This is a genomic window from Micromonospora thermarum (assembly GCF_012034245.1).
Taxonomy (GTDB): domain Bacteria; phylum Actinomycetota; class Actinomycetes; order Mycobacteriales; family Micromonosporaceae; genus Micromonospora; species Micromonospora thermarum.
Genome location: NZ_JAATEO010000019.1, coordinates 1 through 18,921, shown reverse-complemented (window position 1 = coordinate 18,921; position 18,921 = coordinate 1). Strand labels below are relative to the sequence as shown.

Annotated in this window: 20 protein-coding genes; 16 read left to right on the top strand and 4 right to left on the bottom strand. The window is 72.9% G+C overall.

Annotated elements, in window-relative coordinates:
* Nucleotides 1-174: 174 nt before the first annotated feature.
* From HCJ94_RS18035 to HCJ94_RS18020, 4 genes are all read left to right on the top strand, one after another.
* Nucleotides 175-657 carry a UDP-N-acetylglucosamine--LPS N-acetylglucosamine transferase gene (locus HCJ94_RS18035; RefSeq protein ID WP_309227329.1) on the top strand — a complete coding sequence of 161 codons (483 nt, stop codon included), beginning with the start codon at nt 175-177 and terminating at the stop codon, nt 655-657.
* A gap of 157 nt (nt 658-814) precedes the next feature.
* Nucleotides 815-1,378, top strand: coding sequence for a glycosyltransferase (locus tag HCJ94_RS18030; RefSeq protein WP_240944319.1), 564 nt, complete (start codon nt 815-817; stop codon nt 1,376-1,378).
* Entirely contained in the window at nt 1,375-2,295 is a 921-nt protein-coding gene (locus tag HCJ94_RS18025; protein WP_168002194.1) for a glycosyltransferase family 2 protein, read from the top strand. The genes HCJ94_RS18030 and HCJ94_RS18025 overlap by 4 nt, the downstream gene beginning before the upstream one ends.
* Before the next feature lie 73 nt (nt 2,296-2,368).
* Complete coding sequence (locus HCJ94_RS18020; protein WP_168002193.1) at nt 2,369-3,025, top strand: class I SAM-dependent methyltransferase; 657 nt, start codon at nt 2,369-2,371, stop codon at nt 3,023-3,025.
* Between the two features lie 12 nt (nt 3,026-3,037).
* Here HCJ94_RS18020 and HCJ94_RS18015 read toward each other — a convergent pair whose 3' ends face one another.
* Nucleotides 3,038-4,321: a cation:proton antiporter gene (locus HCJ94_RS18015; RefSeq protein ID WP_309227328.1), complete on the bottom strand. Its 1,284-nt coding sequence runs from the start codon at nt 4,319-4,321 to the stop codon at nt 3,038-3,040.
* Nucleotides 4,322-4,450: 129 nt separating this feature from the next.
* Between HCJ94_RS18015 and aroC the strand changes: the two genes are divergently transcribed.
* Nucleotides 4,451-5,629: a chorismate synthase gene (gene aroC, locus HCJ94_RS18010; RefSeq protein WP_168002284.1), complete on the top strand. Its 1,179-nt coding sequence runs from the start codon at nt 4,451-4,453 to the stop codon at nt 5,627-5,629.
* A complete protein-coding gene (locus HCJ94_RS18005) occupies nt 5,629-6,132 on the top strand; it encodes a shikimate kinase (protein ID WP_168002192.1) in 504 nt (167 codons plus the stop codon). The genes aroC and HCJ94_RS18005 overlap by 1 nt, the downstream gene beginning before the upstream one ends.
* Here HCJ94_RS18005 and HCJ94_RS18000 read toward each other — a convergent pair.
* Together HCJ94_RS18000 and HCJ94_RS17995 are read right to left on the bottom strand one after the other, a co-directional pair.
* Nucleotides 6,122-6,370, bottom strand: coding sequence for a hypothetical protein (locus tag HCJ94_RS18000; protein ID WP_240944316.1), 249 nt, complete (start codon nt 6,368-6,370; stop codon nt 6,122-6,124). The genes HCJ94_RS18005 and HCJ94_RS18000 overlap by 11 nt on opposite strands.
* Nucleotides 6,367-6,891 carry a DUF2243 domain-containing protein gene (locus HCJ94_RS17995; RefSeq protein WP_168002191.1) on the bottom strand — a complete coding sequence of 175 codons (525 nt, stop codon included), beginning with the start codon at nt 6,889-6,891 and terminating at the stop codon, nt 6,367-6,369. The genes HCJ94_RS18000 and HCJ94_RS17995 overlap by 4 nt, the downstream gene beginning before the upstream one ends.
* Nucleotides 6,892-7,032: 141 nt before the next feature.
* On the opposite strand from HCJ94_RS17995, the gene aroB reads away from it, so the two are divergent.
* The 4 genes from aroB (at nt 7,033) to nusB (ending at nt 9,615) form a co-directional block, all read left to right on the top strand.
* Nucleotides 7,033-8,109: a 3-dehydroquinate synthase gene (gene aroB / locus HCJ94_RS17990; RefSeq protein WP_168002190.1), complete on the top strand. Its 1,077-nt coding sequence runs from the start codon at nt 7,033-7,035 to the stop codon at nt 8,107-8,109.
* The gene (gene aroQ / locus HCJ94_RS17985; RefSeq protein ID WP_168002189.1) at nt 8,106-8,537 is read left to right on the top strand and encodes a type II 3-dehydroquinate dehydratase; all 432 of its coding nucleotides are present in this window, start codon (nt 8,106-8,108) and stop codon (nt 8,535-8,537) included. Before aroB ends, aroQ begins: the two co-directional genes overlap by 4 nt.
* A gap of 86 nt (nt 8,538-8,623) precedes the next feature.
* Nucleotides 8,624-9,181 carry an elongation factor P gene (efp, locus tag HCJ94_RS17980; RefSeq protein WP_168002188.1) on the top strand — a complete coding sequence of 186 codons (558 nt, stop codon included), beginning with the start codon at nt 8,624-8,626 and terminating at the stop codon, nt 9,179-9,181.
* A 23-nt stretch (nt 9,182-9,204) separates the two neighbouring features.
* A complete protein-coding gene (nusB, locus tag HCJ94_RS17975) occupies nt 9,205-9,615 on the top strand; it encodes a transcription antitermination factor NusB (protein ID WP_205801481.1) in 411 nt (136 codons plus the stop codon).
* A 121-nt stretch (nt 9,616-9,736) separates the two neighbouring features.
* Here the strand turns inward: nusB and bldD are convergent, their stop codons facing one another.
* On the bottom strand, nt 9,737-10,225 hold the full coding sequence (bldD, locus tag HCJ94_RS17970; protein WP_013285505.1) for a transcriptional regulator BldD: 489 nt from the start codon (nt 10,223-10,225) through the stop codon (nt 9,737-9,739).
* A 284-nt stretch (nt 10,226-10,509) separates the two neighbouring features.
* On the opposite strand from bldD, the gene pyrR reads away from it, so the two are divergent.
* From pyrR to HCJ94_RS17940, 6 genes are all read left to right on the top strand, one after another.
* Nucleotides 10,510-11,091: a bifunctional pyr operon transcriptional regulator/uracil phosphoribosyltransferase PyrR gene (gene pyrR, locus HCJ94_RS17965; protein WP_168002186.1), complete on the top strand. Its 582-nt coding sequence runs from the start codon at nt 10,510-10,512 to the stop codon at nt 11,089-11,091.
* Between the two features lie 58 nt (nt 11,092-11,149).
* Nucleotides 11,150-12,076 (top strand): aspartate carbamoyltransferase catalytic subunit, encoded by a 927-nt coding sequence (locus HCJ94_RS17960; protein WP_168002185.1) that lies wholly within the window; start codon nt 11,150-11,152, stop codon nt 12,074-12,076.
* Entirely contained in the window at nt 12,073-13,350 is a 1,278-nt protein-coding gene (locus HCJ94_RS17955) for a dihydroorotase (RefSeq protein WP_168002184.1), read from the top strand. Before HCJ94_RS17960 ends, HCJ94_RS17955 begins: the two co-directional genes overlap by 4 nt.
* The gene (carA, locus tag HCJ94_RS17950; protein WP_168002183.1) at nt 13,347-14,483 is read left to right on the top strand and encodes a glutamine-hydrolyzing carbamoyl-phosphate synthase small subunit; all 1,137 of its coding nucleotides are present in this window, start codon (nt 13,347-13,349) and stop codon (nt 14,481-14,483) included. The genes HCJ94_RS17955 and carA overlap by 4 nt, the downstream gene beginning before the upstream one ends.
* On the top strand, nt 14,483-17,830 hold the full coding sequence (gene carB / locus HCJ94_RS17945) for a carbamoyl-phosphate synthase large subunit (RefSeq protein ID WP_168002182.1): 3,348 nt from the start codon (nt 14,483-14,485) through the stop codon (nt 17,828-17,830). Before carA ends, carB begins: the two co-directional genes overlap by 1 nt.
* 94 nt (nt 17,831-17,924) lie before the next feature.
* Nucleotides 17,925-18,921 (top strand): quinone-dependent dihydroorotate dehydrogenase (locus HCJ94_RS17940; RefSeq protein ID WP_168002181.1); only part of this gene is annotated, 997 nt, incomplete at its 3' end.

Sequence of the window (18,921 nt, the reverse complement as noted above, 5' to 3'; positions counted from 1 at the left end):
ATGATAGGGGTGCAAGTAGTGACGATCGTTGATGGCGCGGGATGGCTCAACGGGCAGCGCCCGTGGCCGGCGGAGACTCACTGAGTATCCGGTCGCCCTATACAACCCGTCCGCGAAACATGATCTGCTTTCGCGTGGCGTCGGTCGGAATTCCAAGCGGACGTGGGGAGTCGCGTGGAGAGGAACATCGAGGATCGCGACGGTCCTCCTGTCCTGCTGCTGGTGGGATCGAGTGGCGGGCACCTCGCCCAACTGCTCGCCCTGCGTTCCTGGTACGAGCGCTGGCGCCGCGTCTGGGTCACCTTCGACACACCGGAGGCGGTCTCGCTGCTCACTGGCGAGGACGTGGTCCCGGCCCACCACCCGACCACCCGTAACGTGCCCAACCTGCTCCGCAACGCGGTGCTCGCGGCGCGGGTGCTGCGCCGGCGAAAGGTCGCCGCCGTGGTGACCACCGGCGCCGGCGTCGCGGTGCCGTTCGTGGTGCTCGCGTGGCTGCGGCGGATCCCGACCGTCTACATCGAGGTGTACGACCGGATCGACACCCCGACGCTGACCGCCCGCCTCTGCCGGCCGTTCCTGTCCGCGATGCTCGTGCAGTGGGAGGAGCAGCGCCGGCAGTACCCGGAGGCGACTGTCGTGGGGACGCTCCTGTGAGCGCGAGGAGTGCGGCGGAGCGGAGCCCCGCAGTCGCGAACGAAAGGCGGGCCCGGTGAGCGGGGACTGCGAGGCGGCCGCGCCGCCGGTGCGGCCGGAGGCCGCGACGCGCGTCCCCCGCCAGCGGGATCGCGCCGGCTCGGCCCAGACCACCGTCCTGGTCGCCGTCGGCACCGACAAGCACCCGTTCGACCGGCTGGTCGGGTGGCTGGAGGGCTGGGCGCCGGCGGTCGCCGACCGGGTGGCCCTCACCGTCCAGCACGGACACACCCCTGCCCCCGGCCTCCCCGGCGCGGTGCCCTTCCTCGGGCACCACGAGCTCCAGACGGCGATGTCCGGCGCCGACCTCGTGGTCTGCCACGGCGGGCCGGCCACCATCCTGGAGGCCCGCCGGCACGGGCGCCTGCCGATCGTGGTCCCGCGGGACCCGGCCCACGGCGAGCACGTCGACGACCACCAGCTGCTCTTCGCGCGCCGGCTCGGCGCGGCCAACATGGTGGTGCTGTGCGAGACCCGCGAGGCGCTGGTCGAGGCGCTCGCCGCCGGGCTCGCCGACCCGGGCCGGTTCACCGTCCGCGCCGACCCCGACTCGGCCCGGGCCCAGGAGACCGCGGTGGCGCGGGTCGGGGAGATCGTGGAGACGTTGGTGGCCGCGTCCAGTGGCCGGCGGACGTGGTGGCGGCCGTGGGTACGGCCGCACCGGAACGGAGCGCGACGATGACCGGACACCCGAGCGTCAGTGCGGTGGTGCCCACCCGGGACCGGCCGGAGCTGCTGCGATCCGCGGTCCGCGCCATCCTCGACCAGGACTACCCGGGCGAGGTCGAGGTGGTCGTCGTGTACGACCGCTCCGAGCCGGACCCGACGCTGACCGAGCTGTCCCGGCCCGGCCGCCCGGTGCGGGTGGTCCGCAACGAGCGGACCCCCGGCCTGGCCGGCGCCCGCAACACCGGCACCCTCGCCGCCACCGGTGAGCTGATCGCGTTCTGCGACGACGACGACGAGTGGCTGCCCGGCAAGCTGCGCTCCCAGGTCGATGCACTCGCCGCCGTGCCGGGCGCCGAGTTCGTCTCCTGCGGCATCCGGGTGAGCTACGACGGGCACACCGTCGACCGGTCGCTGCCGCGCGACCGGGTCACCCTCGCCGACCTGCTGCGGGACCGGATGACCGAGCTGCACCCGTCGACGTTCGTGATCCGCGCCGCCGCGCTGCGGGACGGCTTCGGGCTGGTCGACGAGGAGATCCCGGGCAGCTACGCGGAGGATTACGAGTTCCTGCTGCGTGCGGCCCGCAGCGCGCCGCTGGTCAACCTGCACACCCCGTACGTGCTGGTGCGCTGGCACAAGCGCTCGTACTTCGCGCAGCGCTGGGACACCATCTCCGAGGCGTTGCAGTGGCTGCTGGAGCGCTACCCGGAGTTCGGCACCCAGCCGGCCGGCGAGGCACGGGTCGCCGGGCAGATCGCCTTCGCCCGGGCGGCTTCCGGTGACCGTCAGGGGGCGCTGCGCTGGGCGCGGCGGACCATCCGGCGCAACCCACGCGAGCCGCGCGCGTACCTCGCGCTGGCGGTGGCCGGCCGGGTGGTCCGGGCCGACGCCGTGCTGCGCACCCTGCACAAGCGGGGCCGGGGCATCTGAGCCCCCACGCCCGTCCTCTCCTCCGGGCCGCGGGAGCGGCCACCCCCGACACAGCAGACAAGGATTCCGGTCAATGGCACTTCACTCGCTCAGGTTCCGTCTGGTCGACTCGCCGACCTCGCTCGGCGCGAAGCGGCGGGCGCGGCGTGCGGCCTGGCTGTCGGACACCTTCCCGAACCTCGCCGAGATGAGCGTGCTCGACCTCGGCGGGCGGGTGGAGAGTTGGGCCCGGGTGCCGGTCCGTCCGGCCCACGTGCACGTCGTCAACCTGGAGCCGTTGCCCACGGAGCTGCCGGACTGGGCCGAGGCGGACCACGCCGACGCGTGCGAGCTGCCGAAGAGCATTCTGAGCCGCCGGTACGACCTCGTCTTCAGCAACAGCGTGCTGGAGCACGTGGGCGGGCACGAGCGCCGCCGGCGGATGGCCGAGGCGATCCGCGAGCTGGCGCCCGCGTACTGGGTGCAGACGCCGTACCGGTACTTCCCGATCGAGCCCCACTGGGTCGCGCCCGGCATGCAGTTCCTGCCGGTGTCGGCCCGCGTGGTGGTCGCGCGCAAATGGCCGCTGGCGTACACGCCGGGCAAGTCCTACGAGGCGGCGATGCGGCAGGTCCTGACCACGGAACTGGTGGGCCGGGCCGAGATGCGGTACCTGTTCCCGGACGCCACCATCCGCAACGAGCGCCTGCTGGGCCTCACCAAGTCGCTGATCGCGGTCCGTACGGCCTGACCGCCGCCGTCGTCAGGACTGCCCGTTCCCGTCCCGGCGGCCGTTCCGCCGCTCCGCGGAGGCCGCCCGCAGCCTCTCGTACCAGTGCGGTGTCGTCGCCGGGTCGAAGACCCGGGCGATCACCACGTCGGTGGAGGAGTGCGCCAGGATCGACAGCACCACGGTCAGCGCCACCAGGTGGAACACCTCGTCGCCGGCGGCGATGCCGGCCTGGAGCACGAGCAGGCCGTAGACGACCGACGCGAAGCCCTTCGGGCCGAACCACATGGCGGCGAACTGCTCGGTGCGGGTCAGGTGCGAGCCGAGGAACGACACTCCCAGCGCGACCGGGCGGGCCACCACGATGGCGAGGACCGCGAAGATCCAGCCGGTCCAGTGGATCTCGCCGAGGAACTCCACCGAGATCAGCGCGCCGAAGACCAGCAGGGCGGCGAGCTTGAACAGCTCGGCGATCAGCTCGCCGAAGTGCTCGAAGCTCTCCCGCTGCCGCTCGCCGAAGGTGGCCACGGTGATGCCGGCGGCGAACGCGGCCAGGAACAGGTTGGCGTGGGTGACCTGGCCCAGGGCGAGCACCAGCAGGCCGATCGCCACGCCGTTGAGCGGCTCGTACTGGGTGGAGGCGGAGAAGAACCGCAACTTCTCCAGCCGCAGCGCCAGCCACGGGATCGCCACCCCGATCACCAGGCCGAGCAGCAGCTCCAGGCCCAGCTCGTCGAGGTGCAGGTCCCCGGAGCCGGACGCGACGGCGAGGAAGAGGATGACGAAGGGCAGCGCGAGGCCGTCGTTGATGCCGGACTCGACGTTGAGCAGGTGCCGCAGCCGGCCGGGCACCCGCTCGTTGCCGACCAGCGCGGCGGCGAAGACCGGGTCGGTGGGAGCGAGGACCGCCCCGATCAGCAGTGCCTCCGGCCAGTCCAGCCCGGCCACGTAGTGCGCCAGTAGCGCGGTGATCAGCAGGGTCAGCGGCAGGCCCCAGCCGAGTGCCCGCCCGGGCAGCCGCCACGCGGACCGCAGGTCGGCGAAGCCGACCCGCATCCCGTCGGTGAACAGCACGGTGAACAGCGCCAGCTCGGCGAGCGTGGCGACGATCTCGCTGTCAGCCGTGATCTCCAGCACGCCCGTGGTGTCCGGGCCGAGCACGAAACCGGCGGCCAGGAAGAGCACCGCCGTGGAGAGGATGCTCCGGTGAGCCAGGCTGGACAGCAGCACGGCGAGCAGCAGAACCGCCGCGAACGTGAACAGCAGCACCGGTGCCTCCGGGTCGACGAATCCTCCGCCGACCAGACTTGCCGGCACGCCGCCATGATCGTACGAGTTTCGGGCCACCGGCGTCGTCCCGGCCACCCGGCGGACGGCCGCGTCCGCAGGGCGGGACGGGCCGGCCACCGTACGGGAGTGGCCACCGGCCGTGACACACTGGCCGCTGTGTTGCGCTGGTTGACTGCAGGTGAATCGCACGGTCCCGCCCTCGTCGCGCTCCTGGAGGGCGTACCGGCCGGTGTCGAGGTGACCACCGGGGACATCGCCGGTGAGCTGGCCCGGCGCCGCCTCGGCTACGGCCGGGGCGCCCGGATGTCCTTCGAGCAGGACGAGGTCGAGATCATCGGCGGCCTGCGGCACGGCGTCACGCTGGGCAGCCCGGTCGCGATCCGGGTGGGCAACTCGGAGTGGCCGAAGTGGCGCACCGTCATGGCCGCCGACCCGGTCGACCCGGAGGAGCTTGCCCGGCAGGCCCGCAACGCCCCGCTCACCCGCCCGCGTCCGGGCCACGCCGACCTCGCCGGCATGCAGAAGTACGGGCACACCGACGCCCGCCCGATCCTGGAGCGGGCCAGCGCCCGGGAGACCGCCGCGCGGGTCGCCGTCGGCACCGTGGCGAAGGCGCTGGTCCGGCAGGCGCTCGGCGTCGAGATCGTCTCGCACGTGGTGGAGCTGGGGCCGGTGGCCGCGAAGCCCGGCCTGCGGCCCACCCCGGCCGACGCCGCGCGGATCGACGCGGACCCGCTGCGCTGCCTCGACCCGGAGGCGAGCGGCCGGATGGTCGCCGAGGTCGACGCCGCCAAGAAGGCCGCCGACACCCTCGGGGGCGTCGTCGAGGTCCTGGCGTACGGGGTGCCACCCGGCCTGGGCAGCCACGTGCAGTGGGACCGCAAGCTCGACGCCCGGCTCGCCACGGCGCTGATGTCCATCCAGGCGATCAAGGGCGTGGAGATCGGCGACGGCTGGCAGCAGGCGCGCTCCCGGGGTTCCGAGGCGCACGACGAGATCATCCCGACCGCCACCGGTGTCCGGCGGGTCACCGACCGGGCCGGCGGCCTGGAGGGCGGCATCACCACCGGCGAGCCGTTGCGGGTGAAGGCCGCGATGAAGCCGATCTCCTCGCTGAACCGGGCCCTGTCGACGGTCGACGTCACCACCGGCGAGCCGGCCACCGCGATCAACCAGCGCTCGGACGTGTGCGCCGTACCCGCCGCGGCGGTCGTCGCCGAGGCGATGGTGGCGCTGGTGCTCGCCGAGGCGGCGGTGGAGAAGTTCGGCGGCGACTCGGTCACCGAGATGCGTCGCAACCTCGCCGGCTACCTCGACGCGCTGGTGATCCGCTGATGGCGCCCGTCTGCGTCCTCGTCGGCGCGCCGGGCTGCGGCAAGACGACCGTGGGGCAGACCCTCGCCGCCCTCCTCGGGGTGGAGTTCCGCGACACCGACCTCGACATCGAGACGATGGCGGGCAAGCCGATCCCGGACATCTTCGTGGACGAGGGGGAGGCGCACTTCCGTACGCTCGAACGGGCGGCGGTGGCGGCGGCGCTGGCCTCCTGCTCCGGCGTGCTCGCCCTCGGCGGCGGCGCGGTCCTCGCCGAGGAGACCCGGGCCGCGCTGGTCGGGCACCCGGTCGTGCACCTCTCCGTCGAGCTGCCCGACGCGGTCAAGCGGGTGGGCCTCGGCACCGGCCGTCCGCTGCTCGCGATCAACCCGCGGGCCACCCTCAAACACCTTATGGAGCAGCGCCGGCCCCTGTACGCGGAGGTCGCCACCGCGACCGTGGTCACCGACGGGCGGGACCCGGAGGAGATCGCGGGGGAGATCGCCGCGCTGCTCAAGGGCTGACGCCGGCCGGTTCCGGCCTGCCGGCGGCCCGCTCGGGCCGCCAGGTGACGAGCAGGGCGAGGGCGAGCAGGATCTCGGCCAGGTCCGCGCCGTAGTACATGACCGTCGCGCCGGCCCGCAGCTCGCCCGCCGTTGCCGGCACGTCGACCAGGACGCCGGCGTGGAGGAGTTGGGCGAGGACGGCGTGGCATGCCGACGGGAAGCCGTCGGCCGGGTGCCCGGCGTGGTGGAGATTCACCGCTGCCCGGTGTCGCGGAGGTCGACCGGCGCGGCCCGCCGCTGGACGGCCCAGCCGGCGACCACCAGGGCCGCGCCGAGCGCCAGGAAGCCGAGGTCCCACCAGAGCTGGTGCGGCCCGCCGTGGACGTGGTGGATGCCGAGCAGGTGATGGTCGACGATCCCCTCGACCAGGTTGAACAGGCCCCAGCCGACCAGCGCCCAGCCCCAGAGCGCGGGGGAGCGCCACGGCCGGCCCCGGGACCGGGTGACCCGTGTGTAGAGCAACGCCAGGCCGGTCAGCACGGCCACCCAGGTGACCGCGTGGAAGAAGCCGTCCCAGAGGGTGTTCATGCGCAGGCCGGGCACGGTGTCGACCGGGTACGCCGGGATCCCCGCGTTGTCGGTGTCGGTGCTGCTGAGCATGTGGTGCCACTGGAGGATCTGGTGCAGCAGGATGCCGTCGACGAATCCGCCCAGGCCCACGCCGAGGATCGTCGCCGGTACCCGGATGTCCGCCCCGTCGACGGTCGATCTGGCCATGTGTCGCACCCTCCGCGCCCGGTGGTCGTTCCTCCCGCACCCCGTCCCCCGGGTGACACCGGTGAAACGTCCGTCCCGGGGCCTGGTCACGGAGTGGACACTGGCCGCGTCCGGACCCCCGCCTCGGCTAGGCTGCGCGCGATGGACGACGTGACCCGGATCCCGGTGGGCGGCGAGCGGCCGTACGACGTGCTGGTGGGCCGTGACCTGCTCGGCGAGCTGCCCGCCCTGCTGCCCGGAGCGACCCGCGTGGCGGTGCTGTACGCCCCGCCGCTGACCTACCTGGCCAAGGCGGTCGACGACCGGCTCCGCGCCGCGGGCGTGATCCCGCTGCCGGTGGAGGTGCCCGACGCCGAGGCCGGCAAGGACATCGACGTCGCGGCGGCCTGCTGGGACCAGTTGGGCGAGGCGGGCTTCACCCGGAACGACGCCGTGGTCGGCGTCGGCGGCGGCGCGGTCACCGACCTGGCCGGCTTCGTGGCGGCCTGCTGGCTGCGCGGCGTGCGGTGGGTGCCGGTGGCGACGTCCCTGCTCGGCATGGTGGACGCGGCGGTCGGTGGCAAGACCGGCGTCAACACGGCCGCGGGCAAGAACCTGGTCGGCGCGTTCCACCCGCCGGTCGGCGTGCTGGCCGACCTCACGACGCTGGACGGTCTACCGGCGGTCGACCTGGCGGCCGGGATGGCCGAGGTGGTCAAGTGCGGCTTCATCGCCGACCCGGTGATCCTCGACCTGGTCGAGCGGGATCCGGCGGCGGCCACCGACCCCGCCGGCCCGGTGGTGCGGGAGCTGATCGAACGGGCGATCCGGGTCAAGGCCGACGTGGTCTCCGGGGACCTCCGCGAGTCCGGTGTCCGCGAGGTGCTCAACTACGGCCACACGCTGGCCCACGCGATCGAGAAGGTCGAGGGCTACCGCTGGCGGCACGGCCACGCGGTCGCCGTCGGCCTGGTGTACGCCGCGGCGCTGGCCCGGCTCGCCGGCCGCCTCGACGACGCCACCGCGCGGCGGCACCGCACCACCGTGGCCGCGCTCGGCCTGCCCACCGGCTACGCCGCCGACGCGTGGCCCCGGCTGCTGGCCACCATGCGGGTGGACAAGAAGGCCCGCGGGAACCGGCTGCGTTTCGTGGTGCTGGACGGGCTGGCCCGCCCGGCGATCCTGGAGGGGCCCGACGACGAGCTGCTGGCCGCCGCCTACCGCGAGGTGGCCGCGTGAGGGTCTACGTGCTGAACGGCCCCAACCTGGGCCGCCTGGGCACCCGGCAGCCGGAGGTCTACGGCGCCACCACGTACGCCGACCTGGTGGAGCTGTGCGAGCGGACCGGTCGGGACCTCGGGCTGGAGGTGGTGGTGCGGCAGACCGACGCCGAGCACGAGTTGCTCGGCTGGCTGCACGAGGCGGCCGACGAGGGCGCCGCCGTGGTCCTCAACCCGGCCGCCTGGTCGCACTACTCGATCGCGGTCCGGGACGCCTGCGCGATGCTGCGCGGCCCGCTGGTCGAGGTGCACATCTCCAACATCCACGCGCGGGAGCCGTTCCGGCACCACTCGGTGGTCTCCGCCGTGGCGACCGGGGTGATCTGCGGCCTGGGGGTGGACGGTTACCGCCTGGCACTGCACCACCTGGCCACGCGGCGTCCCTGACCGCCTCCCGTCGCCGCCGGGCTACGGCGCGCAGCCGCCTAGTAGACTTGCCAGGTCTGTCCGCCAATTGATGATCAAGGCAGGAAATGGCCACCACCAACGACCTGAAGAACGGCCTGGTACTCAACCTCGACGGTGAGCTGTGGGCCGTCGTCGAGTTCCAGCACGTCAAGCCCGGAAAGGGTGGTGCGTTCGTGCGTACCACGCTCAAGAACGTGCTGTCCGGCAAGGTGGTCGACAAGACCTTCAACGCGGGCACCAAGGTCGAGACCGCGACCGTCGACAAGCGCACGATGCAGTACCTGTACGCCGACGGCGAGGACTACGTCTTCATGGACCTGGAGACGTTCGACCAGATCACCGTGCCCGGCGGCACGGTCGGCGAGGCGGCCAACTACCTGCTGCCCGAGGCCGAGGTGATCGTCGCCACCCACGAGGGGGTCCCGCTGTACATCGAGCTGCCGACCAGCGTCGTGCTCGAGGTCACCTACACCGAGCCCGGCCTCCAGGGCGACCGCTCGACCGGCGGCAACAAGCCGGCCACCGTCGAGACCGGCGCGACCGTGCAGGTGCCGCTCTTCATCACCACCGGCGAGAAGATCAAGGTCGACACCCGCGACGGCCGTTACCTCGGCCGGGCCTGATGGCCGAGGGTCCCAAGCAGCAGATGCCCGCGCGCCGCAAGGCGCGCAAGCGGGCGCTGGACGTGCTCTTCGAGGCCGATCTGCGGGACCGCCCACCGGTCGAGGTGCTCGCCGGCTACGTCGAGCGGATCGAGAAGCCGCGTCCCGAGCATCTGGGGTACACGGTCAGCCTGGTCGAGGGGGTCGCCGGCCACCTCGACCGGATCGACGAGCTGATCGCCAGCTACGCCGAGGGCTGGACGCTGGAGCGGATGCCGGCGGTGGACCGCAACCTCGCCCGGGTCGCGGTGTACGAGCTGCTCTACGTCGACGAGGTCGACGACGCGGTGGCGATCAGCGAGGCGGTGGAACTGGCCCGGCAGATGTCGACCGACGACTCGCCGCGTTTCCTCAACGGCATCCTCGGGCGCATCGCCGAGTACGCCACCCGTTGAGCGCGCCGCCACGGCGTGGGCGGTCCGGCCGCCGCTGAACCGGGACACCGGAACCGCGTAAAGCGACAGGAACGACGAAAGGCCCGTGCCGGACGGCACGGGCCTTTCCTGTCGTCGGTGCTCAGGAGGCGAAGAACGCCCGCGGGTCGGCGACGAGCACGCCGTGCTCGGTCAGCCGCTCGATCAGGCCGGACGGCGAGGCGTCGTAGACGATCGCCAGGGCGCGCAGGTCGTCGGCGCGGATCGACAGGACGCGGCCGTTGTAGTCACCCCGCTGCTGCTGGATCGCGCGGGCGTACCGGGCGACGTAGGCGAGGTCCTCGCTGGCCTCGTCGTAGAGCCGCTCGAGGTCCAGCACGATCTTGCTGGTGGGCTCGTGACGGACGCCGCTGCCGTCGGGCAGCAGCTCGGAGACGGGAACGCGGTAGAAGTCGGCCAGTTCGGCGAGACGGGACACGGTGACGGCCCGGTCGCCGCGCTCGTAGGAGCCGACCACCACGGCCTTCCACCGCCCGTTCGACTTCTCCTCCACGCCCTGCAGGGACAGGCCCTGCTGCTGGCGGATGGAGCGCAGGCGGGCGCCCAGCGACTTGGCGTACTCAGAGGGCATTCGGACACTCCCAGTGCTGCTCGGGGTTCTCCCGTCGATCGCTACGGAGCGTGACGGTACGGGGATTGCGACAGCCGGTCAAGTGCCCGTGACCTTCCCGTTGGGGCGCTGGGGGAGTTGTCCCCATTTCGCCGCCCTGACCGCGAGGTCAGCGGGTGGCGACGGTCCGTGCGGTGACCACTGGTAACGTGGCCCGAAGCCCCCGGCCGGTCCGCCCGCGGTCCGCGCCGGTCATCCGACGTCCTTTAACGACCCGTCCCGTGAGGCGGGGAAGGAGGTCCGCCGTGGCCTACCCACCGGCTGCCCGGTCGTCGACCGCGCCGCAACCCTCGGTGAAGGTGATCCTCACCAGCGCCGACGTGCAGCGCGTGGTCGACCGCATCGCCCATCAGATCCTGGAGAAGACCCAGGGCGCCCAGCAGACCGTCCTGCTCGGCATCCCCACCCGGGGCGCACCCCTCGCCCGGCGGCTCGCCGCCCGGATCAGCGCCTTCGAGGGCGTCGACGTCCCGGTCGGCGTGCTCGACATCACCCTCTACCGCGACGACCTGCGCCGGCACGCCACCCGCGCGATCGGGCCGACCGAGCTGCCGGCCGGCGGCATCGACGGCAAGCGGGTCGTCCTCGTCGACGACGTCCTCTTCTCCGGCCGCACCGTGCGCGCGGCGCTGGACGCGCTGAACGACGTCGGCCGCCCGGCGTCGGTCCAGCTCGCCGTCCTGGTCGACCGCGGTCACCGCGAACTGCCGATCCGCGCCGACTACGTCGGCAAGAACATCCCGACCTCGCTGGCCGAGAGCGTGAAGGTCACCCTCGCGGAGACCGACGGCGCCGACGAGGTCAAGTTGTACGGAGGTGACCGGTGAGCGCGAGGAGCGCAGCGACGCGGAGCCCCGCAGTCGCGAACGAAAGGGGGCTCAGCGCATGATCCGCCACCTGCTCTCCGGCGCCGACCTGGACGCCGCCACCGCCACCCGGATCCTGGACACCGCCGCCGAGATGGCGACGGTGGCCGGCCGCGAGGTCAAGAAGCTGCCGGCGCTGCGTGGCCGGACGGTGGTGAACCTCTTCTACGAGGACTCCACCCGTACCCGGATCTCCTTCGAGGCCGCCGCCAAGCGACTCAGCGCCGACGTGATCAACTTCTCGGCCAAGGGCTCCAGCGTCGCCAAGGGGGAGAGCCTCAAGGACACCGCGCTCACCCTCCAGGCGATGGGCGCCGACGCCGTGGTGGTCCGGCACCCCGCCTCGGGCGCCCCGCACCGGCTCGCCGACTGGGTGGACGGCTCGGTGGTCAACGCCGGCGACGGCACCCACGAACACCCGACCCAGGCGCTGCTCGACGCGTACACGATGCGCTCCCGGCTGGGCCGGATCGCCGGCCTCTCGGTCGCGGTGGTCGGGGACGTGCTGCACAGCCGGGTGGCCCGCTCCAACGTCCTGCTGCTGTCCACGCTCGGCGCGAAGGTCACCCTGGTCGGCCCGCCGACGCTCATCCCGGTGGACATCGCGCAGGCGCTCGCGCCCGGCACCGACGTCTCGTACGACCTGGACGCGGTGCTGCCCCAGTCGGACGTGGTGATGATGCTGCGGGTGCAGCGCGAGCGCATGAACGACTCCTACTTCCCGTCCGCCCGCGAGTACGCGCGCCGCTACGGCCTCGACGGCCCGCGCATGCGCCGGCTGCCCGAGCACGCGATCGTCATGCACCCCGGCCCGATGAACCGGGGCATGGAGATCACGCCCGAGGTCGCCGACTCGCCCCGCTCCACCATCGTCGAACAGGTCGCCAACGGCGTCTCCGTCCGGATGGCCGTCCTCTACCTGCTGCTCGGAGGGAACAACCGGTGAGCGCGTACCTGATCACCAACGTGAGCGTCGTCGGCGGCGCGCCGACCGACCTGCTGATCCGCGACGGCGTCGTGGCCGGGACCGGCACGGGCCTCGCGGCGCCGGACGCCACCGCGGTCGACGGCACCGGCCTGGTCGCCCTGCCCGGCCTGGTCGACCTGCACACCCACCTGCGCGAGCCGGGCCGGGAGGACGCCGAGACCGTCGAGTCGGGCTCCCGGGCCGCGGCGCTCGGCGGCTACACGGCGGTGTGCGCGATGGCGAACACGTCGCCGGTCGCCGACACCGCCGGCGTCGTCGAGCAGGTCTGGCGGCTGGGCCGGGAGGCCGGGCTGGTCGACGTGCAGCCGATCGGCGCGGTCACCGTCGGCCTGGCCGGCGAGCACCTCGCCGAACTGGGCGCGATGGCCGACTCCGCCGCCCGGGTGCGGATCTTCTCCGACGACGGGCACTGCGTCGCCGACCCCCGGCTCATGCGCCGGGCGCTGGAGTACGTCAAGGCGTTCGACGGGATCATCGCCCAGCACGCCGAGGAGCCCCGCCTGACCGAGGGCGCCCAGATGCACGAGGGGGAGGTGTCCACCCGCCTCGGCCTGACCGGCTGGCCGGCGGTCGCCGAGGAGGCGATCATCGCCCGGGACGTGCTGCTCGCCGAGCACGTCGGCAGCCGCCTGCACATCTGCCACGTCTCCACCGCCGGCAGTGTCGAGGTGCTGCGCCAGGCCAAGGCCCGGGGTGTCCGGGTCACCGCCGAGGTGACCCCGCACCATCTGCTGCTCACCGACGAGAAGGCGGCCACCTACGACCCGGTCTACAAGGTCAACCCGCCGCTGCGCACCGACTCCGACATCGCCGCGCTGCGTGCCGCGCTGGCCGAGGGCGTGATCGACGTCATCGCCACCGACCACGCCCCGCACGCGGTGGAGGACAAGGAGTGCGAGTGGGCGTACGCCCGGCCGGGCATGCTCGGGCTGGAGACGGCGCTGTCGATCGCGCTGGACGTGCTCGGCCCGCAGTGGGACCTCATCGCCGAGCGGATGTCCCGCGCCCCGGCGCGCATCGCCGGCCTGGCCGACCACGGCCACGACCCCGCGCCGGGCGTACCGGCCAACCTGACCCTGGTGGACCCGGCCGTCCGCCGCACGATCGAGCCCGCGGAACTGGCCAGCCGCAGCCGAAACACCCCGTACGCCCGCATGACGCTGCCGGGTCGCATCGTGGCGACCTTTCTGCGCGGCGAGCCGACGGTCCTGGACGGAAAGGCAGTGAAGTGAAGAGGCGTTCCGCGATTCTCGTCCTGGAGGACGGGCGGACCTTTCACGGCGAGGCGTACGGCAGCGTCGGGGAGACCTTCGGCGAGGCGGTCTTCAACACCGGCATGACCGGCTACCAGGAGACCCTGACCGACCCGTCCTACCACCGGCAGGTGGTGGTGCAGACCGCGCCGCACATCGGCAACACCGGGGTCAACGGCGAGGACGACGAGTCCGGCCGGATCTGGGTCGCCGGGTACGTCGTCCGCGACCCCGCCCGGATCGGCTCGAACTGGCGCGCCACCGGCGGCCTGGAGGACCGGCTCGCCGCTGAGGGCGTGGTCGGCATCAGCGGGGTCGACACCCGGGCGTTGACCCGCCACCTGCGCGAGCGCGGCGCCATGCGGGTGGGTGTGTCCAGCGTCGAGACCGACCCGAGGGCGCTGCTGGCCCGGGTCCGCCAGTCGCCGCAGATGGTCGGCGCGGACCTCTCCGCCGAGGTGACCACCCCGAAGCCGTACGTGGTCGAGGCGGTGGGGGAGCACCGGTTCACCGTCGCCGCCCTCGACCTGGGCATCAAGCGCAACGTGCCGCGGCGGCTCGCCGCCCGCGGCGTCACCACCCACGTGCTGCCGGCCCACTCGACGATCGACGACCTGCTCGCCACCGGCGCCGACGCGGTGTTCTTCTCGCCCGGCCCGGGTGACCCGGCCACCGCGGACGGGCCGGTCGCGCTGGCCCGCGAGGTGCTGACCCGCAAGGTGCCGCTGTTCGGCATCTGCTTCGGCAGCCAGATCCTCGGCCGGGCGCTCGGCTTCGGCACGTACAAGCTCGGCTACGGCCACCGCGGGATCAACCAGCCGGTGCTGGACCGGGCGACCGGCAAGGTCGAGGTGACCAGCCACAACCACGGCTTCGCGGTGCAGTTCCCCGGCGCCGAGCCCGGTGCCGTGGTGCCCAACCAGGTGATCGACACCGAGTTCGGCGGTGTGGAGGTCAGCCACGTCTGCCTGAATGACAACGTGGTCGAGGGGCTGCGGGCCAAGGACGTGCCCGCCTTCACCGTCCAGTACCACCCGGAGGCGGCGGCCGGCCCCCACGACGCGGACTACCTCTTCGACCGTTTCGTCGAACTCATCGAAGGCGGGAAGTAATGCCCAAGCGGACCGATCTGAAGCACATCCTGGTGATCGGCTCCGGGCCGATCGTCATCGGGCAGGCCTGCGAGTTCGACTACTCGGGCACCCAGGCGTGCCGGGTGCTGCGCAGCGAGGGGATCCGGGTCAGCCTGGTCAACTCGAACCCGGCGACGATCATGACGGACCCGGAGTTCGCCGACGCCACGTACGTCGAGCCGATCACCCCCGAGTTCGTCGAGCTGGTCATCGCGAAGGAGCGCCCGGACGCGGTGCTGCCCACCCTGGGTGGCCAGACCGCGCTCAACACGGCCGTCGCCCTGCACGAGGCCGGCGTGCTGGAGAAGTACGACGTGGAGCTGATCGGCGCGAACATCGACGCCATCCGGCGCGGTGAGGACCGGCAGCTGTTCAAGGACATCGTCGCGAAGGCAGGCGTGCGGATCGGCGTCGAGGACCCGTCCGCCCTGGTGCCCCGCTCCCGGGTCTGCCACTCGATGGACGAGGTCCGCGAGACCGTCGGCGAGCTGGGCCTGCCGGTGGTGATCCGGCCGTCGTTCACGATGGGTGGCCTCGGCTCCGGCATGGCGCACACCGACGAGGACCTGGAGCGCATCGCCGGCGCCGGCCTGACCGCCAGCCCGGTGCACGAGGTGCTCATCGAGGAGAGCGTGCTCGGCTGGAAGGAGTACGAGCTCGAACTGATGCGCGACCGCCACGACAACGTGGTGGTCGTCTGCTCGATCGAGAACGTCGACCCGATGGGCGTGCACACCGGCGACAGCGTGACCGTGGCCCCGGCCATGACGCTGACCGACCGGGAGTACCAGCGCCTGCGGGACCTCGGCATCGCGGTGCTGCGCGAGGTCGGGGTGGACACCGGCGGCTGCAACATCCAGTTCGCGGTCAACCCGGCCGACGGCCGGATCGTCGTGATCGAGATGAACCCCCGGGTGTCCCGCTCGTCGGCGCTCGCGTCGAAGGCGACCGGCTTCCCGATCGCGAAGATCGCCGCGAAGCTCGCCATCGGCTACACCCTCGACGAGATCCCCAACGACATCACCCTCAAGACCCCGGCGGCGTTCGAGCCGACCCTGGACTACGTGGTGGTGAAGATCCCCCGGTTCGCGTTCGAGAAGTTCCCCGGCGCGGACCCCGAGCTGACCACCACGATGAAGTCCGTCGGCGAGGCGATGAGCCTGGGCCGTAACTTCACCGAGGCGCTCAACAAGGCGATGCGCTCGATGGAGACGAAGGCGGCCGGTTTCTGGACGCTGCCCGACCCGGCCGGCGCCACCAAGGAGAACACTCTCGCCGCGCTGCGCATGCCGCACGACGGGCGGCTCTACACCGTCGAGCGGGCGCTGCGGCTGGGCGCGTCGATCGCCGAGGTCGCCGCCGCCTCCGGCGGCATGGACCCGTGGTTCCTGGACCAGATCGCCGGCCTCGTCGAGCTGCGGGCCGAGATCGTGGACGCGCCGGTGCTCGACGCCGACCTGCTGCGCCGCGCGAAGCGGGCCGGGCTGTCCGACCGGCAGCTCGCCGCGCTGCGCCCCGAGCTGGCCGCCGAGGACGGCGTCCGGACGCTGCGGCACCGCCTCGACGTCCGCCCGGTCTACAAGACGGTGGACACCTGCGCCGCCGAGTTCGAGGCGACCACCCCGTACCACTACTCGTCGTACGACTCAGAGACCGAGGTACGCGGGTCGGACCGGCCCAAGGTGCTGATCCTCGGCTCGGGTCCGAACCGGATCGGGCAGGGCATCGAGTTCGACTACTCCTGCGTGCACGCGGTGATGGCGCTGCGGGACGTCGGCTTCGAGACCGTGATGGTCAACTGCAACCCGGAGACCGTCTCCACCGACTACGACACCGCCGACCGGCTCTACTTCGAGCCGCTGACCTTCGAGGACGTCCTGGAGGTGTGGCACGCCGAGGACTCCTCCGGCAGGGCGGCCGGCGGCCCGGGCGTGGTCGGGGTGATCGTGCAGCTCGGTGGGCAGACCCCGCTGGGCCTGGCGCAGCGGCTCAAGGACGCCGGCGTGCCGGTGGTCGGCACCTCCCCGGAGTCGATCCACCTCGCGGAGGAGCGGGGCGCGTTCGGGTCGCTGCTGGCCCGGGCCGGCCTGCGCGCCCCGGCGCACGGCACCGCCACCTCGTACGACGACGCCAAGGCGATCGCCGAGGAGATCGGCTACCCGGTGCTGGTCCGCCCGTCGTACGTACTCGGCGGGCGGGGCATGGAGATCGTCTACGACGACACCACCCTGCGCGACTACATCGGCCGGGCCACCGACATCTCCCCGGACCACCCGGTGCTGGTCGACCGCTTCCTCGACGACGCCATCGAGATCGACGTGGACGCGCTCTGCGACGCCGACGGCGAGGTCTACCTCGGCGGCGTGATGGAGCACATCGAGGAGGCCGGCATCCACTCCGGCGACTCGTCCTGCGCGCTGCCGCCGATCACCCTCGCCGGGTCGCACGTCGCCCAGGTCCGCCGCTACACCGAGTCGATCGCCCGGGGCATCGGCGTCCGGGGCCTGCTCAACGTGCAGTACGCCCTCAAGGACGACCAGCTCTGGGTCCTGGAGGCGAACCCGCGCGCCTCGCGGACCGTCCCGTTCGTCTCCAAGGCCACGGCGGTGCCGCTCGCGAAGGCGGCGGCCCGGATCGCGCTCGGCGCCACCATCGCCGAGCTGCGCGCCGAGGGCCTGCTCCCGGCCGACGGGGACGGCGGCACCCTCCCGCCGGACGCGCCGATCGCGGTCAAGGAGGCGGTGCTGCCGTTCAAGCGGTTCCGCACCCCCACCGGCAAGGGCATCGACTCGCTGCTCGGCCCGGAGATGAAGTCCACCGGCGAGGTGATGGGTATCGACACCGCCTTCGGGCATGCCTTCGCCAAGTCGCAGTCCGCCGCGTACGGCTCCCTGCCGACCGGCGGCCGGATCTTCGTCTCGGTCGCCAACCGGGACAAGCGTGGCATGATCTTCCCGATCAAGCGCCTCGCCGACCTGGGCTTCGAGATCGTCGCCACGGCCGGCACCGCCGAGGTGCTGCGCCGGCACGGCATCGCCTGCGAGCAGATCCGCAAGCACTACGAGTCGGGCGAGGGCGAGGACGCGGTGTCGATGATCCTCGGCGGCGACGTGGCGCTCGTGGTCAACACCCCGCAGGGCTCCGGCGCCAGCGCCCGCTCCGACGGGTACGAGATCCGCAGCGCCGCGGTGACGGCCGACATCCCCTGCATCACCACGGTCCCCGGCGCGGCGGCAGCGGTCATGGGCATCGAGGCGCGCATCAGGGGCGACATGCAGGTCCGCCCCCTCCAGGACCTCCACGCGTCCCTGCGAGCCCGCCGGTGACCCCCTGCCGACCCGCGTCGATCATGAGGCTGACGGGTGGGTCGATCTCCGATCCACCCGCCACCGTCATGATCAACACGGCGGGGGGCGGGCGGTGATGTTCGAGCGCGTGGTGCGGCCTGTTCTGTTCCGCGTGGGGGGCGGGGACGCGGAGGCGGCGCACGAGTGGACCCTGCGGCGGCTCGCCGCGCTCTCGCGGTCGCCGGCCGCGCTGGCGGTCCTGCGGGCGCGGTACGCCGTGCGGGCGCCCCGGACCGTCTTCGGTGTGGAGTTCCCCAATCCGGTCGGGCTGGCCGCCGGGATGGACAAGGACGGCGCGGCACTGCCGGCGTGGCCGGCGCTGGGCTTCGGGTTCGTCGAGGTCGGCACCGTCACCGCGCACGCGCAGCCGGGCAACCCCCGGCCGCGGCTGTTCCGGCTGCGCGACAGCGAGGCCGTGGTGAACCGGATGGGCTTCAACAACGCCGGCGCCGAGGCCCTCGCGGCCCGGCTGGCGGCGCTGCCCCGCCCGATCGGGGCGCCGCTGGGCATCTCGCTCGGCAAGTCCAAGGTCACCCCGCTGGACGAGGCGGTCGAGGACTACCGGGCGTCGTACCGCGCGCTGCGCGACCACGGTGACTACTTCGCGGTCAACGTCTCGTCCCCGAACACCCCGGGCCTGCGGTCGTTGCAGGACCGGGCGCACCTCGACGCGCTGCTGGCCGCCCTGGTGGGGGAGAAGCCGGTCCTGGTGAAGATCGCACCGGACCTCACCGAGCCGGCGATCGCCGAGCTGCTGGAGGTGTGCCTGGCCCGGGGCGCGGCCGGCGTGATCGCGACGAACACCACGCTCGCCCGCGACGGGCTCGCTCCGGCCGACCGGGCGCGCGGCGCCGAGACCGGCGGGCTGTCCGGCCGCCCCCTCGCCGCCCGCGCCCGCGAGGTCGTCGCGTTCGTGCACCGGGAGACCGGGGGCCGGCTGCCGATCGTCGGTGTCGGCGGCATCGTCGACCCGGACGACGCCGCCCGGATGTTCGACGCCGGCGCGTCCCTGGTCCAGCTCTACACCGGCTTCATCTACCGGGGGCCAGCCCTGGTCCGCGCCGCCGCCC